21 protein-coding genes are annotated in these 14,420 nt (G+C 64.8%); 17 read left to right on the forward strand and 4 right to left on the reverse strand.

The window, feature by feature from the left end:
• The first annotated feature begins 36 nt into the window (after nucleotides 1-36).
• On the forward strand, nucleotides 37-882 hold the full coding sequence (gene panC, locus K9B33_RS03170) for a pantoate--beta-alanine ligase (RefSeq protein ID WP_224546604.1): 846 nt from the start codon (nucleotides 37-39) through the stop codon (nucleotides 880-882).
• 66 nt (nucleotides 883-948) lie between these two features.
• Here panC and K9B33_RS03175 read toward each other — a convergent pair whose 3' ends face one another.
• Together K9B33_RS03175 and hemE are read right to left on the reverse strand one after the other, a co-directional pair.
• On the reverse strand, nucleotides 949-1,389 hold the full coding sequence (locus K9B33_RS03175; protein ID WP_224546605.1) for a CopD family protein: 441 nt from the start codon (nucleotides 1,387-1,389) through the stop codon (nucleotides 949-951).
• Between the two features lie 54 nt (nucleotides 1,390-1,443).
• Nucleotides 1,444-2,490 (reverse strand): uroporphyrinogen decarboxylase, encoded by a 1,047-nt coding sequence (hemE, locus tag K9B33_RS03180; RefSeq protein ID WP_224546606.1) that lies wholly within the window; start codon nucleotides 2,488-2,490, stop codon nucleotides 1,444-1,446.
• A 292-nt stretch (nucleotides 2,491-2,782) separates the two neighbouring features.
• On the opposite strand from hemE, the gene K9B33_RS03185 reads away from it, so the two are divergent.
• The 11 genes from K9B33_RS03185 to K9B33_RS03235 all read left to right on the forward strand — a co-directional run bounded on the left by K9B33_RS03185 (nucleotide 2,783) and on the right by K9B33_RS03235 (nucleotide 9,906).
• Nucleotides 2,783-3,610: a pyruvate, water dikinase regulatory protein gene (locus K9B33_RS03185; RefSeq protein ID WP_224546607.1), complete on the forward strand. Its 828-nt coding sequence runs from the start codon at nucleotides 2,783-2,785 to the stop codon at nucleotides 3,608-3,610.
• Nucleotides 3,607-4,212, forward strand: coding sequence for a Maf family protein (locus K9B33_RS03190; RefSeq protein WP_224546608.1), 606 nt, complete (start codon nucleotides 3,607-3,609; stop codon nucleotides 4,210-4,212). Before K9B33_RS03185 ends, K9B33_RS03190 begins: the two co-directional genes overlap by 4 nt.
• Entirely contained in the window at nucleotides 4,209-5,033 is an 825-nt protein-coding gene (gene aroE / locus K9B33_RS03195) for a shikimate dehydrogenase (protein WP_224546609.1), read from the forward strand. The genes K9B33_RS03190 and aroE overlap by 4 nt, the downstream gene beginning before the upstream one ends.
• Nucleotides 5,033-5,626, forward strand: a complete 594-nt coding sequence (gene coaE, locus K9B33_RS03200; protein ID WP_224546610.1) for a dephospho-CoA kinase — start codon at nucleotides 5,033-5,035, stop codon at nucleotides 5,624-5,626. The genes aroE and coaE overlap by 1 nt, the downstream gene beginning before the upstream one ends.
• Before the next feature lie 32 nt (nucleotides 5,627-5,658).
• On the forward strand, nucleotides 5,659-6,351 hold the full coding sequence (gene dnaQ, locus K9B33_RS03205) for a DNA polymerase III subunit epsilon (protein ID WP_224546611.1): 693 nt from the start codon (nucleotides 5,659-5,661) through the stop codon (nucleotides 6,349-6,351).
• Between the two features lie 86 nt (nucleotides 6,352-6,437).
• Nucleotides 6,438-7,034, forward strand: coding sequence for a ribosome hibernation-promoting factor, HPF/YfiA family (gene hpf / locus K9B33_RS03210; RefSeq protein ID WP_224546612.1), 597 nt, complete (start codon nucleotides 6,438-6,440; stop codon nucleotides 7,032-7,034).
• Nucleotides 7,035-7,194: 160 nt separating this feature from the next.
• Complete coding sequence (locus K9B33_RS03215; RefSeq protein ID WP_224546613.1) at nucleotides 7,195-7,662, forward strand: PTS sugar transporter subunit IIA; 468 nt, start codon at nucleotides 7,195-7,197, stop codon at nucleotides 7,660-7,662.
• Nucleotides 7,622-8,125, forward strand: coding sequence for a PaaI family thioesterase (locus K9B33_RS03220; RefSeq protein WP_224546615.1), 504 nt, complete (start codon nucleotides 7,622-7,624; stop codon nucleotides 8,123-8,125). Before K9B33_RS03215 ends, K9B33_RS03220 begins: the two co-directional genes overlap by 41 nt.
• Before the next feature lie 19 nt (nucleotides 8,126-8,144).
• Nucleotides 8,145-8,456: a DUF1491 family protein gene (locus K9B33_RS03225; RefSeq protein ID WP_411973980.1), complete on the forward strand. Its 312-nt coding sequence runs from the start codon at nucleotides 8,145-8,147 to the stop codon at nucleotides 8,454-8,456.
• A 175-nt stretch (nucleotides 8,457-8,631) separates the two neighbouring features.
• Complete coding sequence (locus tag K9B33_RS03230; RefSeq protein WP_224546618.1) at nucleotides 8,632-9,297, forward strand: cell wall hydrolase; 666 nt, start codon at nucleotides 8,632-8,634, stop codon at nucleotides 9,295-9,297.
• 108 nt (nucleotides 9,298-9,405) lie between these two features.
• Nucleotides 9,406-9,906, forward strand: coding sequence for an MmcB family DNA repair protein (locus K9B33_RS03235; protein WP_224546619.1), 501 nt, complete (start codon nucleotides 9,406-9,408; stop codon nucleotides 9,904-9,906).
• Nucleotides 9,907-10,029: 123 nt separating this feature from the next.
• Here the strand turns inward: K9B33_RS03235 and K9B33_RS03240 are convergent, their stop codons facing one another.
• Nucleotides 10,030-10,644, reverse strand: a complete 615-nt coding sequence (locus tag K9B33_RS03240) for an ankyrin repeat domain-containing protein (protein ID WP_390902371.1) — start codon at nucleotides 10,642-10,644, stop codon at nucleotides 10,030-10,032.
• 38 nt (nucleotides 10,645-10,682) lie between these two features.
• Between K9B33_RS03240 and K9B33_RS03245 the strand changes: the two genes are divergently transcribed.
• Genes K9B33_RS03245 through K9B33_RS03260 form a run of 4 tightly spaced genes read left to right on the forward strand, consistent with a single transcriptional unit; the run spans nucleotide 10,683 to nucleotide 12,749 of the window.
• Nucleotides 10,683-11,363, forward strand: a complete 681-nt coding sequence (locus tag K9B33_RS03245) for an SCO family protein (RefSeq protein WP_224546620.1) — start codon at nucleotides 10,683-10,685, stop codon at nucleotides 11,361-11,363.
• Nucleotides 11,351-11,788, forward strand: a complete 438-nt coding sequence (locus K9B33_RS03250) for a YcgN family cysteine cluster protein (RefSeq protein WP_224546621.1) — start codon at nucleotides 11,351-11,353, stop codon at nucleotides 11,786-11,788. The genes K9B33_RS03245 and K9B33_RS03250 overlap by 13 nt, the downstream gene beginning before the upstream one ends.
• Nucleotides 11,745-12,485, forward strand: coding sequence for a M48 family metallopeptidase (locus tag K9B33_RS03255; protein ID WP_411973981.1), 741 nt, complete (start codon nucleotides 11,745-11,747; stop codon nucleotides 12,483-12,485). The genes K9B33_RS03250 and K9B33_RS03255 overlap by 44 nt, the downstream gene beginning before the upstream one ends.
• A 3-nt stretch (nucleotides 12,486-12,488) precedes the next feature.
• Nucleotides 12,489-12,749, forward strand: coding sequence for a hypothetical protein (locus K9B33_RS03260; protein WP_224546623.1), 261 nt, complete (start codon nucleotides 12,489-12,491; stop codon nucleotides 12,747-12,749).
• Here the strand turns inward: K9B33_RS03260 and K9B33_RS03265 are convergent.
• Complete coding sequence (locus tag K9B33_RS03265) at nucleotides 12,746-13,585, reverse strand: rhodanese-related sulfurtransferase (RefSeq protein ID WP_224546624.1); 840 nt, start codon at nucleotides 13,583-13,585, stop codon at nucleotides 12,746-12,748. The genes K9B33_RS03260 and K9B33_RS03265 overlap by 4 nt on opposite strands.
• Before the next feature lie 66 nt (nucleotides 13,586-13,651).
• Here K9B33_RS03265 and pdeM point away from each other — a divergent pair, with 66 nt between their 5' ends.
• Entirely contained in the window at nucleotides 13,652-14,311 is a 660-nt protein-coding gene (gene pdeM, locus K9B33_RS03270; protein ID WP_224546625.1) for a ligase-associated DNA damage response endonuclease PdeM, read from the forward strand.
• Nucleotides 14,312-14,420: the final 109 nt, after the last annotated feature.

Genomic DNA, 14,420 nt, shown 5'->3' on the forward strand with positions numbered 1-14,420 from the left:
CCCTATCCTGTCGCCCTTATCGGAGCCGTTCCTTCCGTGCAAACGCTGCGTGACCTGCCCGCCCTTCGTGCCGCCGTCGATGCGCTGAAAAGCGATGGAAAACCGCTGGTCCTGGTGCCTACCATGGGCGCGCTGCATGACGGGCATATGGCGTTGGTGGAGGAAGCGCGGCGGCACGGACGGCATGTCGTCGTATCGATCTTCGTCAATCCCCGACAGTTCGGGCCGAACGAGGATCTCGACGCCTATCCCCGGCGCGAGGCGAAAGATGCGCAGTTGCTGGCGGCAGCCGGCATCGACATCTTGTGGATGCCCACCGTCGATGTCATGTACCCGGCCGGCTATGCCACCAATATCGGCGTGTCGGGGGTCAGCGAAGGGCTGGACGGCGCGGCGCGGCCGGGCCATTTCGATGGCGTGTCCACGGTCGTCGCCAAGCTGTTCAACCAGGTGCGGCCCGATGTCGCGATTTTCGGCGAGAAAGATTATCAGCAACTGGCGGTGATCCGGCGGATGGTGATCGACCTCGATCTGGGAATCGAGATTGTCGGGATGCCGACCCAGCGGGCCGAGGATGGCCTCGCCCTCTCCTCCCGCAATGCCTATCTCAGCGAAGATGAGCGCAAGGCGGCGCTGGCCCTGCCCCGCGCGCTGGGCGAGGCGAAGCGACAGATCGAGAGGGGCGAACCGGTCGATGGCGCGCTGGCCAGGGCGATCGCGACGCTGGCGGCGCATGGCTTCGATCCGATCGACTATGTGACGCTGTGCGACGCGGCGACGCTGGAACCGATGGCCGTGCTGGACCGCACGGCGCGGCTGCTGGGCGCAGCGAAGCTGGGCAAGACCCGGCTGATCGACAATATCGCGGTCGATCCGGCTTAACTTCGCACTTCCCGCTTATACCGCCTTCAGCGGCGGTCCCCCTCCCCAGACAGCTTTGGGGAGGATTTAGAAGGGCTTCACGATCACCGCGATGACGATCACCGCGGCGGCGATGCCGGGGATTTCGTTCATCATGCGCAACTGCTTGTCGCTGAGCGGACGCTGGCCCCGCGCCAGCTTCTTGGCATAGCCCGCAATCCAGCCATGATAGCCCGACAGGCCGAGGACGAAGAGCAGTTTCAGGTGGAACCAGCCGAAATGCCAGGCGCCGATTTCCACCATCAGCATCAGCCCGAACAGCCAGACCAGCACCAGCGACGGGTTGAGGATGATCTTGAGCAACCGTCCCTCGCGCTCGATCCATCTTTTGTCCTCAGGCGAGCCTGGCACGGTTTCCTGATGATAGACGAAGAAACGCGGCATCATGAACAGCCCCGCCATCAGGAAGATGACGAAGATGACATGGGCGGCCTTCACCCAGAGATAGGCGGCGCCGAGATAGGCCATCAGGCGTAAACTCCCTTAAGCGATGTCACGTCAGACGGCTCGCCAATCGCAACATCATGATCGTCGCACATAGCTAATGAGCGCTTCGACATGCGCAATGGGCGTGTCGGGCAAAATGCCATGACCCAGGTTCATGATATGCGGCCGGTCGGCGAAGGCGGCGCGGATCCTGTCGACCGCTTCCTCCACCGCGCGGCCGCCCGCGATCAGCGCCAGCGGATCGAGATTGCCCTGCACCGGCATGCCTTGCGGCAGCGCCGCGTTGGCCCAGTGCGGATCGATGGTTTCGTCGACGCCGACCGCATCGACCCCGGTCTGGGCGGCATAATCGGCCAGTTTCGCGCCGGCGCCCTTGGGGAAACCGATGATAGGAATATCGGGGTGCAGCGCCTTGAGCTGCGCAACGATGCGCTTGTTCGGCTCGATCACCCAGCGCTGGAATTGCGCGGGCGACAGGCTGCCGGCCCAGCTGTCGAACAGTTGCACCGCTTCCACGCCCGCGTCGATCTGGCCGGAGAGATAGACGACGGTTGCGTCAATGATCGCGTCGATCAGCGCGGCGAAGCGATCGGGTTCCTTATAAGCCATGCGGCGGGCGAGGCCATGATCCTTGCTGCCCTGCCCCGCCACCATGTAGGTTGCGACGGTCCAGGGACTGCCCGCAAAGCCCAGGAAAGTGACCGCAGGGTCCAGCGCCGCCTTCACCTGCCGCACCGTCTCGTAGACCGCCTCGAAGCGGCTATAATCGGGCGTCAGCGCGGACAGGTCGGTTTCGGCAAGGATCGGGGCGAGACGCGGGCCTTCTCCAGCCTCGAACCAGAGATCCTGTCCCATGGCGTAGGGGACGATCAAAATGTCGGAAAAGAGGATCGCACCATCGAAGCCGAAGCGGCGCAAGGGCTGGAGCGTCACTTCGGCCGCGGCCGGGCTGTCATAGACCAGTTCCAGGAACCCGCCCTTCTCCGCCCGCAGTGCCCGATATTCCGGCAGATAGCGTCCGGCCTGGCGCATCAGCCACATGGGCGGAACGGTGGGACGATCCCCCAGTAGGACGGCCATGAGCGGTTTGGCGGGACGGTCGCTCGGCGCGTCAGGGCTCATCTATAGTCTCTCTTATTATTAAGATTCAAAAAGGATGATGGAGATAGTAGGGCGGTTGGCAGCGGGGTTTATGCGTTGCGCCCCGATTTGCCAACAGCTTGACTCAGGGACGCCGCGCTTTGCCGTCCGAGTCACCATGGTCATCCACGCTATCCACAGGCTGTGGATGAAAATACGGGTCTGTTGGGGGCATGTGGATAAGATTCCCGGCTCCGGGGATGGCGGAAAGGCGTGTTTTTATCCCCTATTTCATCCCTTGCTTTATCCACAGCCTGCCCACAGAGATAGGCCCATGGCGCGCATCCACCTGCATCTCCTGTCTGACTCCACCGGCGAAACGCTGGAGAATATCGCCAAGGCGGCGATCGGCCTGTTCGAAAATGTCGAGGCGATCCGGCATTTCTGGCCGATGGTGCGGTCCGATGTCCATCTCGACCGGATCATGGAGGAAATCAGCGCCAATCCCGGCCTCGTCCTCTTCACCCTGACCAACCATCCCCTGCGCAAGCGGCTGGAGACGCGCTGCCGCGCGCTCGGCCTGCCCCATGTAGCGGCGCTCGACAGCGTGGCCGACGCCCTGTCCAACATATTGGGGCAGGAGACGCGGACCCGGCCGGGGCGCAAGCATATATTGGACGAAGCCTATTTCGCCCGGATCGAGGCGATTCAGTTCACCATCGCCCATGACGATGGCGTGGGGCATGAAAATTGGGAAGAGGCCGATATCGTGCTGGCCGGGGTGTCGCGCGCGTCCAAGACGCCGACGTCGATCTACCTCGCCAATCGCGGCTACAAGACCGCCAATATCCCGCTGGTCCCGGAATCGCCGCCGCCGCGCAATCTCTATAGCCTCAAGCATCCCATGGTCGTCGGGCTGACCGTCAGCCCCGAACGGCTGATCCAGATACGCCGCAACCGGCTGCTCTCGCTCAACCAGGCGCCCGAAACAGCCTATGTCGATAATGAGAAGGTGCAGGAGGAACTGGCTTTCGCCCGGCGCATGTTCGCCGACAATGGCTGGCCGGTGATCGACATGACCCGGCGATCGATCGAGGAGGCCGCCGCGGCCATCATCAACCTGTTCAACGATCGCGAACTGGCGGAAGGCGTGGAGGCATGATCGTGCTGGCGTCCCAGAGCGCGAGCCGCAGGGCGATGTTGACCGCCGCCCAGGTGCCGTTCGAAACCCTCTCGCCCGGCGTCGACGAGGAGGCCGCCAAGGACGCGCTCCGCGCCGACGGGCTGGACGCGCGCGCGCTGGCCGATGCGCTGGCGGAGTTGAAGGCGCTGAAGGTGTCGCGTCGGGTGCCGGGCGCGCTGGTGCTGGGCTGCGACCAGACGCTGAGTATCGGCGATGGCGCGGATCGCGGCGCCATGATCGACAAGGCAGTGGATCGCGCCGATGCGACACGGATATTGCAGCTATTGTCGGGCCGGGTCCATCATCTGCACAGTGCGGCGGTGATGGTGCTGAACGGCGAACCGATCTGGCGCCATATCGAGCGGGTACGGATGACGGTGCGGCCTTTGTCCGACGCGTTCATCGCCGCCTATCTCGATAGTGACTGGGAGGAACTGCGCTGGTGCGTGGGCTGCTACCGGATCGAGGGACCGGGCGCGCAGTTGTTCAGCAAGGTCGAGGGCAGCCAGTTTGCGATTCAGGGCTTGCCGTTGCTGCCGCTGCTTGACTTTCTGCGCGTGCGCGGCGTTTTGGCGGCATGAGCGATACCCTCCCCTATGCTGAGGTCATCGGTGATCCGATCGACCATAGCAAATCCCCCCTGATCCATAATTTCTGGCTGAATGCGCTGCATATCGAGGCGGAATATAGGAAGACCCATGTGACGCCGCAGGGGCTGGCCGCCTATTTCCTGATGCGGCGCAGCGATCCCGACTGGCTGGGCTGCAACGTCACCTTGCCCCACAAGATCGCGGTGATGGACTATGTCGACGATCCGGGTGGAGTGCGGGAACGGATCGGCGCGGTCAACACCATCGCCAGCGAAACCGGCGGGCCGCTGATCGGCACCAATACCGACGCGGGTGGCTTCCTCCAGCCGCTGCTGCGCGACAAGTGGAAGGGGCAGAGCGCCGTGATCGTCGGATCGGGCGGCGCAGCGCGGGCGATCCTGTTCGCGCTGTCCAGTCTGGGCGTGCCGGACATCAGCATCATGGCGCGCGACGTCGGCAAGGCGCAGGCGCTGTTCGACCGCAGCGGCACGCCGGGTCGGGCGATCGCCATGGATGACCGGGTGCCCACCGCCGACCTGCTGGTCAATTCGACCTCGCTCGGTATGGTCGGCCAGCCGGTGCTGGAGCTGGACCTTAGCTTTTTGGCGGAGGACGCGACGGTCTATGACATCGTCTATGCGCCGCTGGAAACCGGGTTGCTCAAGGCGGCAAAAGCGCGCGGTCTGAAAACGCTCGACGGCCTGGAAATGTTGATTGGGCAGGCAGCGCTCGCCTTCGATATCTTCTTCGACGCGCAGGCGCCCCGCGATCTGGACGAGGAATTGCGCGCGCTGCTGCTCGCGGCGGACTGATGAAAGTCTATGGCCTGACCGGATCGATCGGCATGGGCAAGTCGGCCGTGGCGGCGATGCTGCGGCGCGAAGGCGTGCCCGTGTTCGATGCCGATGCGCAGGTGCATCGGCTGCAGGGGCGGGGCGGCGCGCTGCTCCCCGCGATCGAGGCGCGCTTTCCCGGCACCACCGGGCCGAACGGCGTCGATCGCGCGAAGCTGGGCGCGGCGGTGTTCGGCCATCCGCAGGAGCGGCGGGCGCTGGAGGCGATCGTCCATCCCGCGGTGCAGGCGGCGCGGCGGCTGTTCCTGCGCCGGCACCGGTCGCGCGCATTCGTGGTTCTAGACATTCCGCTATTGTTCGAAACCCAGGGGCAGAAACGGCTGGACGGCGTCATCGTCGTCACCGCGCCGGCATGGAAACAGCGCAAGCGCGTCCTGGCCCGGCCAGGCATGACCGCAACGAAATTCCGCCAGATTCTGACGTTGCAGACGCCCGATGCGGAAAAGCGGCGGCGGGCGGACCATATCATCCACACCGGCGCAACCTTCACCGACACCCGCGCGCAGGTGCGGCGTCTCGCCGCTTGCCTTGACGCGCAGACAGGTCGATAAGGGTTGGCCCACAGAGTCGATTGAAGAGGGCGATGCGCGAGATCATTTTCGACACCGAAACGACAGGATTCGATCCGGCGTCCGGCGACAGGCTGGTCGAGATCGGCTGCATCGAACTGATCAACCGGGTGCCGTCCGGTCGCACCTTCCACGCTTATTATAATCCGCAACGCGATATGCCCGCCGCCGCCGAAGCAGTGCATGGCCTGTCGAGCCATTTCCTGTCGGACAAGCCGCTGTTCCACACCGGCGCCGCCGACCTGCTCGCCTTTCTGGAGGATAGTCCGCTGGTCGCGCATAATGCGCGGTTCGACTTCGGCTTCCTCAATCATGAATTGCGGCGCTGCGGCCATGCCGACGTGTCGATGGATCGCATGATCGATACGGTGGCGATCGCCCGGACGCTGCATCCCGGCGCCAAGCACAGCCTGGACGCGCTCTGCACCCGCTACGGCATCGACCGCAGCCATCGCGTCAAGCATGGCGCTCTGCTCGACGCCGAATTGCTGGCGCAACTTTATATCGAACTGACCGGCGGCCGTCAGATCGGCCTGGGTCTGGCACAGGAGGAAGAGAAAGAGATCGTCGGGGTGGAACTGTCGGCTGGCGCCGTGGTTCGCCCTGTTCGTCCTGCACGCGTCTTTACAGCCAGCGCGCAGGAGCTGGAACGGCATGCGGCGTTCATCGCGACGCTCACCAAGCCGCTCTGGCTGGAGGAGGCCTGAGACAAGCCGGTCCCTGACTGGTCCTCATGTCTCCACACCAACCGGGTCGCCTTCCTGGCGACCCGGCAAGAATAAGGAGAAGGCATATGGACATTCGCATTTCCGGGCATCAGGTCGAAACGGGTGAGGCGCTCAAGAGCCATGTCACCGACCGTTTGGAGGCGATGGCCGAGAAATATTTCTCCCGCACGATTTCCGCTCATGTGACCTTTCGCAAGGCGCCCCATGGCGCCTTCCACTGCGATATCGTGTGCCATGTCATGACCGGCCTGATCCTGAAAGGAGCCGGCGAAGCGCAGGAGGCGCATCCATCCTTCGACCAGGCGTCCGACCGTATCGAAAAGCAATTGCGTCGCTATATGCGCCGCCTCAAGGATCGCAGCAGTCAGGCGGCCGCAGCCGAAGCACAGCGGACCAACGGTTATAGCGTCGATGATATCGACGGCGCCGGCTACACCATCTTCGCCGGTCATGCGGAGGACGAGGAAGAAGCCGCCGATGCGCCGCTGATCGTGGCGGAAACCCGCGTCGACATTCCCGAAGCCAGCGTTTCGGACGCAGTGATGATGCTGGACCTGCGCAACACCAATGCGCTGTTGTTCCTTAATGCCGGCACATCGGCCTATAACATGGTCTATCGTCGCCATGACGGGACCATTGGATGGGTCGAGCCCCGTGGCTGACGCCATGGGTGGTGACTGGGTCGGTCCGCGCGGCTGACCCCACGCCCGGCCCCGGCCGCCTGTTGACCTGATGGTGCGGGCGGCTTATGGGGCCGGGCTTTCATTGTCCGAGGAAAGCGCGAAGACTTCGCCCGCGCGGCTCGGCCGTTTCGGATTGACCATGGTTCATTTCAACGACATCGTTTCGCCCGAAGCGCTCGCCACGGGCCTGTCGGCGAACGGCAAGAAACAATTGTTCCAGAAGATCGCCGGGCTGGCCGCCTGCGCCTATGATCTGGATGCCGACGAAGTCGGTGACGCCCTGTTCGAGCGTGAGCGGCTGGGGTCGACCGGCTTTGGCGGCGGCGTCGCCATTCCCCATGCGAAGATCGCTGGCCTGTCCAAGATGTGCGGCGTAGTCGTGCTGCTCGATCCGGCGGTGCCGTTCGACGCGGTGGACGAGGCGCCGGTCGACGTCGTCTTCGCCCTGTTGTCGCCGGTGGACAGTGGCGCGGAGCATTTGAAGACGCTGGCGCGCGTGTCGCGCTATCTGCGCGATGAAGGCCAGGTGGCCCGGCTGCGCGGCGCTCAGTCGACCGGCGCGCTCCATGCGCTGCTGGCGGGCGGCGGGGCGCGTGACGCAGCCTGAGCTGCACCCCGGCAGCGGCGCGAGCGGCGAAGCGGCGCATTTTCGCGCACTGGAGAATCTCTATCGTTCGGCGCCGATAAACCGGCTGTTCCGGTCGGACCTCACCATCCGTGAACCGGGCCGCTCTGTGATCGATTTCGACGTCGACGAAAGCCAGTTCCACGCCGCGGGCGCGGTACATGGCACCGTCTATTTCAAGATGCTGGACGATGCGGCCTTTTATGCCGCCAACAGCCTGGTCAGCGACCGTTTCCTGCTGACCACCGCCTTCAACCTGCTGTTCACCCGTCCGATCGCGCCGGGCCGGATTCGCGCCGAGGGCCGCTGGATCAGCGGCAAGCGCCGGGTCTATGTCGCCGAAGCGAGCCTGATCGATTCCGATGGCGAAGAGGTCGGGCGCGGCACCGGCACCTTCATGCGATCGCAATTTCCGCTCTCCTCGCTGCCGGGCTATGGCGCCTGAAGCCCGGCTTACCAGCGCAATGCTGGTGGGTGCATTGCGGCGGCGGGTCGCGGCCGCGGGCGGCTTTGCCACGATCCTGGTAAGAGGCGACGCGATCAGCGGTGTGATTCTGGTCCAGACCATGGAGAAAGGCCAGGAATCGGGTCTTTTCGAGCGGGTGTCGAACTTTGCTGGGGGTCATGCGTTGATGCGCTGTGGTCCTTCGGTCGAAGAGGGGTCTGAGGCGCTCGCCCTTTATGTGGCGCGCCGGCGCAGGTCGGACCCCGACCTGTGGATAATAGAACTCGACATCCCGGAAGCGGAACGGTTTGCCGCTGAAACACTCTGCTGATCGTTGACTCATCGCAATGGTTTGGGCACAGGCCGCCCACGCCAACGCGCAGGTTGCCGAATTCGCCCATTGGGGGGCGGGGCCGGTAAACACGCAGACGGGGGGCGGCCGAACGTCATAGAATATGTATTGAAAACGACGTTGCTGGCCAATAACCGCATGTTTTTGAGTAGTAATGAGTTTTCGTCTGAAAGCTGCCATCGCCGCAGCCTTTGCCCTGTCCGCCGCCGCGGCGGTCACGACGTCCGACATGTCGATCGCTGGCGAATCGATCGCCACGGCCACCTCTCTCCCCCGGACGTTCCCGCAAACGTCTCCGACTGGCGCGCAGTCCGCCGTCATTTTCGCCGCGCCGCGTGAAGTCACGCAGCCGCTGGCATCGGCCAACAAGGCCACAACCGAATTTTCCACCGATTCCGACACGCAGGCAACCAGCCTCGCTGCTCTGGTCGACGCCCAGGGCGCACCCGAGGAGCTGGAAGGCGACATGCATTGCCTGGCCGGCGCGGTCTATTTCGAATCCAAGGGCGAAAGCCTGGAAGGCCAGCTGGCCGTCGCCCGCGTCATCATCAACCGGGCCAAGTCCGGCCGCTTCGCCGACAGCCTGTGCGGCGTCGTCTATCAGCCCAGCCAGTTCAGCTTCGTGCGGGGCCATTCGATGCCGGCCGTACGCGCCGACAGCCGTAGCTGGCGCGAAGCCGTCGCCATCGCCCAGATCGCGATGAACGACAGCTGGGACAGCCGCGCGGAAGGCGCGCTCTTCTTCCACGCCCGCCGGGTTTCGCCGGGCTGGGGCAAGGCCAAGCTGGCGATGATCGACAATCATATCTTCTATCGGTGAGGAGCGGGCGCGGGAACGCGCCGGTTCGCGATAGCGAAAGCGTCAGGCCGGTTCGGTTCGTCCGAATCGGCCTTTTCATTTGTTCCTGTCCTGTTCTAAGATGGGCCGATGAATAGCGCCCCTGTCGACACCTGTTCGCCGCTGACCGACGGCACCGCAATGGCGGTGGCGCGCGGCACGTTGCGGCTCTTCTTCCGCCACGACATGAGCGGTATATTGGAAGTGCCGCTGCCCAACGGGCGCCGCGCCGACATCATGGCGATCGACGGCGCGGGACGGCTGACCATCGTCGAGATCAAGTGCAGCCGCGCCGATCTGCTGGGCGACATGAAATGGCCCGACTATTTCGACTATTGCGACCGCTTCTTCTGGGCGGTGCCGGCGGGGTTCGACCTTGGCCCGTTCGAGAGCGAGGCGCTGTGGCCGACGCGCACTGGTCTGATCGTCGCGGACCAATATGACGCTGAACTGGTGCGCCCGGCCCCGGTGGAGCCGCTGGCGGCGGCTCGGCGCAAGGCGGAGACGCTGCGCTTCGCCCGGCGCGCCGCCCGGCGGTTGACGGCGCTCAGCGATCCGGACCATGCGGCCGAGCTGGGCTGGGGAGGTTGAAGGCCATAGACGACCATTCTTGGTCACCGACTGTCGTAACTCCTGCGAAGGTCGTTGAGAGTCACGCGCCTCTTAACGACCTTCGCTGGCATGACGTTGGGTAAAGCCGACCTTCCGCGTCCCCTAAAACACCGGGCCTTGTACCGGCCCCTTGGGCGCGGCTGCGGGTTTGGCGGCGTCGAGCGCTTCGGTGAGGCCGGGGGTGCGGCCGTCGCGCTTGGCATAGTCGCGGGCGGACATGCCGGCGATGGTGTCGCGCTTCTCCGGATTGGCGCCCTGCGCCACCAGCAGGCGGACCAGACCGACGTCGCGCAGCTGCACCGCGCGGATCAGCGGGGTTTCGCCGCTGTCATTCACCTTGTCGACCTGCGCCTTGTAGGCGAGCAGCGTGCGCACGCCTTCCTCGAACCGGCCCTGCACCGCATCCATCAGCGGGCTGTTGCCGTCATTGTCGGTCAGGTTGGGATTGGCGCCCTTCGACAACAGGAAGGTCAGCCAGGTTCCATCGCGCCGGGCGACGAGGATGTGCAGCGCATTTTCGCCGGTCGATACGTCGCGGCTGTTGATGACGGTGGAGCCGGGTTTCTGGAGCAGGTTGGTGACCTTCTCCCCATCCTTGTCCTTCACCGCCTTCAGAAAATTGTAATTGTCCGAAAATTGCGCCTGGGCGGGACCGGGAACCAGCAGCGCCAGCGCCAGCGAACCCAGCAATGCGGAAAAAAGCTTCGTCTTCATCATGCGCCCCGTTGCATTTGCAAATCGCGTCCTAGCAGGGCATGGCTGGCCATGCCATGAACAAAGACGTCGCCCCATCCATCCTGCCTTCCATCGCCCTGCCCTTCCTCGCCTTGCTGGCTGCCTGCAATATGGGTGCTGGCGGGAATGCATCAAGCGGCGACAGCGAACAGGGCGAATTGATCGGCGCGCGGATCGGCGCGCCCTTCACCCTGACCAACCAGGACGGCAAGCCGACCCATTGGGACGATTATAAGGGCCAGTATCGGCTGGTCTATTTCGGCTATACCTATTGCCCGGACGTCTGCCCGGTCGATCTGCAACGGATCATGCAAGGGTTCGCGCAATTCGAGAAGGACAGGCCGGCCCTGGCCGCCAGGGTCCAGCCGATGCTCATCAGCGTCGATCCGCAACGCGATACGCCCGCCGTGCTCAAAACCTATGTCGCGGCCTTCCATCCGCGCCTGATCGGCCTCACCGGCACAAAGGATCAGATCGCCAAGGTCGCCAAGGATTTCGTGGTGATCTATAATCCCGAGGAAGGGTCTGGAAAGGCCGGGGGCGCGAGCGACTATATGGTCAGCCACAGCCGCACCCCCTATCTGTTCGACGGCGAGGGCAAGCCGGTGGCGCTGGTGCCGGTGGACGATCCCGCCACGGCGGACGTGGACGAAGGCGCGCCGGACAAAGTGGTCGCCTTCCTGGAAAAATGGGTCAAGTGACGCACTTCTGGGAAAAACCGCTTAACAAGCTCGACAAGGCCGAGTGGGAAGCCCTGTGCGATGGCTGCGGCAAATGCTGTCTGCACAAGGCCGAGGATGAGGAGACGGGGCGGATCTATCCGACCAATGTCGCCTGTCGCCTGCTCGACCGGCAGAGCGGGCAATGCAGCAATTACAAGGACCGGCGAACGTTCGTCCCGGATTGCGTGCGGCTGACCCCGGCCAAGGTCAGGCAGATCGGCTGGCTGCCCAGAACATGCGCCTACCGGCTGCGTGAAGAGGGACTGCCGCTGCCTGACTGGCATTATGTGATCTGCGGCGACCGGGAAGCGGTGCATCGGGCGCAGGAATCGGTGCGCGGCTGGACGATCGCGGAGGCCGATGCGGGCGATTGGGAAAACCATCTTGTCGACCGCGAACTCTGATCCCGATGCGGCGATCCTGATCGATGGCGTGGCCATGCCGGTGCTGGTGCGCCGATCGGCGCGGGCGCGGGCCTACCGGCTGACGATCGACAGCACGCGCGGGGCGTTGCGCCTGTCGCTGCCGGCGCGGGCAAACCTGAAAAAGGCGCTCGGCTGGGCGCAGGATCATGAAGGCTGGGTGCGCGCCCAGATGGCCAGGCAGCCCGCTGTCACACGGCTCGACCATGGTGCGGTCTTCCCGCTGGAGGGGCGCGAGGTGACGATCCACTGGGTCGCGGGCGCGACCCGAACGATCCGACTGGAGGGCGACCGGCTGCTGCTGGGCGGCGCGGCGGAATCAGTGGGCGCGCGAGTGCAGCGCTGGCTCGTCAGCCGCGCCAGGGCGGTGCTGGAGACCGAAAGCCACGAAATCGCGCGCGAGCATGGGCTGATCGTTGCATCGGTCGGCGTGGGCGATACCCGCAGCCGCTGGGGCAGTTGCGCCTCGTCCGGGGCCATCCGCTATAGCTGGCGGCTGATCCTGGCCCCGCCCGAGGTGCGCAGGGCGACCGTGGCGCATGAACTGGCGCATCTGCTGCACATGGATCACAGCCCCGCCTTTCATGCGGCGCATAAGCGGATCTATGGCGCGGACCCGCGCCCGGCGCGGGCATGGCTGCGTGCGCATGGCGCGGGCCTGCATCGCTATCGGGGCTGACGCATGGCCCGCAGGAAGCGTTACCTGACCGCCACCATGGCGGACGGCTATGTCAAGACGATCGGGCCTACCGCCGATCCCTTCACCCATTATTGGCGGATCGTCGCGGTGCTGGACAATGGCAAGACCGAGGTCTTCTGGGGCCATGTCCGCTCGCTGGCGGAGGCGAAGAAGAAGCGCGCCGCCGCAGCGGAAGGGGCGAAGATGCGGGGATGGAAACGCTATGATTTCGAGATAGCGGAACTGGTGGAGACGTCCGCTTAACCCCGGTGCGGCCAAACACCGGACTCGTCGCCCGGACAGTCATGCGCCGCATCGCGCAGATGGGGCAGGCCGCAATCGCGGCAGGTGACATAGTCGCCGGGTTGGAGGCCATGGCCGACCGCGACCCGCTCGTCGAAGACATAGCAATCGCCCTGCCAGCGGCTGTCGGCTTCGGGCATCTCCTCCAGATAGCGCAAGATGCCGCCCTTGAGGTGATAGACGTCGGCAAAGCCGCGCGCCTTGACCAGCGCGGTGGATTTTTCGCAGCGTATGCCGCCGGTGCAGAACATCGCGATCTTCGGGCTGCGGCCCTGCGCCTTCAGGTCCGCGGCGAAGGCGTCGAACCAGTCGGGAAATTCGCGGAAGGACCGGGTTTCCGGGTCGATCGCGCCTTGGAAGGTGCCAACCGCCACTTCATAGGCGTTGCGGGTGTCGATGACGACGGTATCGGGATCGGCGATCAGCGCGTTCCAGTCGGCCGGGTCGAGATGGGTGCCGGCCTGCGTCGCCGGGTCGAGATCGCCCACGCCCAGCGTCACGATCTCCGCCTTCACCTTCACCTTCATCCGGGCGAAGGGCGCGGCATCGGCCCAGGAATATTTGACGTCGGCGTCGGTGCAGCCAGGCAGGGTGCGGATATGCCCGATTAAAGCCATGATAGCGCCCGCATCGCCCGCGACCGTGCCGTTGATCCCCTCCCCGGCCAGGATCAGCGTGCCGCACGTGCCCAGATCGGCGCAGCGCGCGCGCAGATCTGCGGCCAGCGCCTGCGGATCGGGAAAGCGGGCGAAACAATAGAGGGCAGCGACGGTGTAAATAGATGGGCTCGAGGACATGGCCAGCGCCTATAGGCCTTTGCAGCGCCTCTTGAAAGCCGCAGCATAGAGGCGCATAGCCGGGCGATGGTTCCCCTTTCGTTCGCAGGCCACGCTTTCATGGCGCTGCCCGAAGCCGCGCTCTACTGGCCGGCGCAGCGGGCGCTGCTGGTCGCCGACCTGCATTTCGAGAAGGCGAGCTGGTATGCGCGCTTCGGCCAGTTCCTGCCGCCGCATGACAGTGAAGCGACGCTGGACGTGATCGAGGCGCTTGTGGAACGCACGGGCGCGCAGGCGGTCTGGTCCCTGGGCGACAGCTTCCACGACGCCGACGGCGCCGCCCGGCTCGATCCCTCGCCCCGAAAAAGACTATTTTCCCTTACGGAAAGGCTGGACTGGACCTGGATTACCGGCAATCATGACGTCGGTGTCGCGGACATGCCGGGGGGACGGCGGGTAGCGGAAGCGCAGGTCGAGGGGATATGGCTGCGGCATGAGGCGGAGGCGGACGATCCGCGCCCCGAAATATCCGGCCATTTCCATCCCAAGCTGCGCCTGTCGCTGCGCGGTCGGCATGTGTCGCGGCGGTGCTTCGTAGGATCGGCGACCAAGCTGATCCTGCCTGCGCTCGGCGCGCTGACAGGGGGTCTGGATGCCGGACATGGAGAGATTCGCCGCGCCGTGGGACCGGGAGCCGCCGCTCTGGTGCCGGTCGCCGACCGGTTGCTGCGCTTTCCCTTATCGTAAGGCGACGTTACGGAAAGCAGATATTAAGCCGTTGCCGATAGGCAACAGAGCCGGATCATTCGGCCGTCGGCTGCGCCAAAAGGCGCAGAAAAGCTGGGCTCTATTGCCT

It is taken from the genome of Sphingobium sp. 3R8 (assembly GCF_020166615.1).
In the GTDB taxonomy this organism is placed as follows: domain Bacteria; phylum Pseudomonadota; class Alphaproteobacteria; order Sphingomonadales; family Sphingomonadaceae; genus Sphingobium; species Sphingobium bisphenolicum.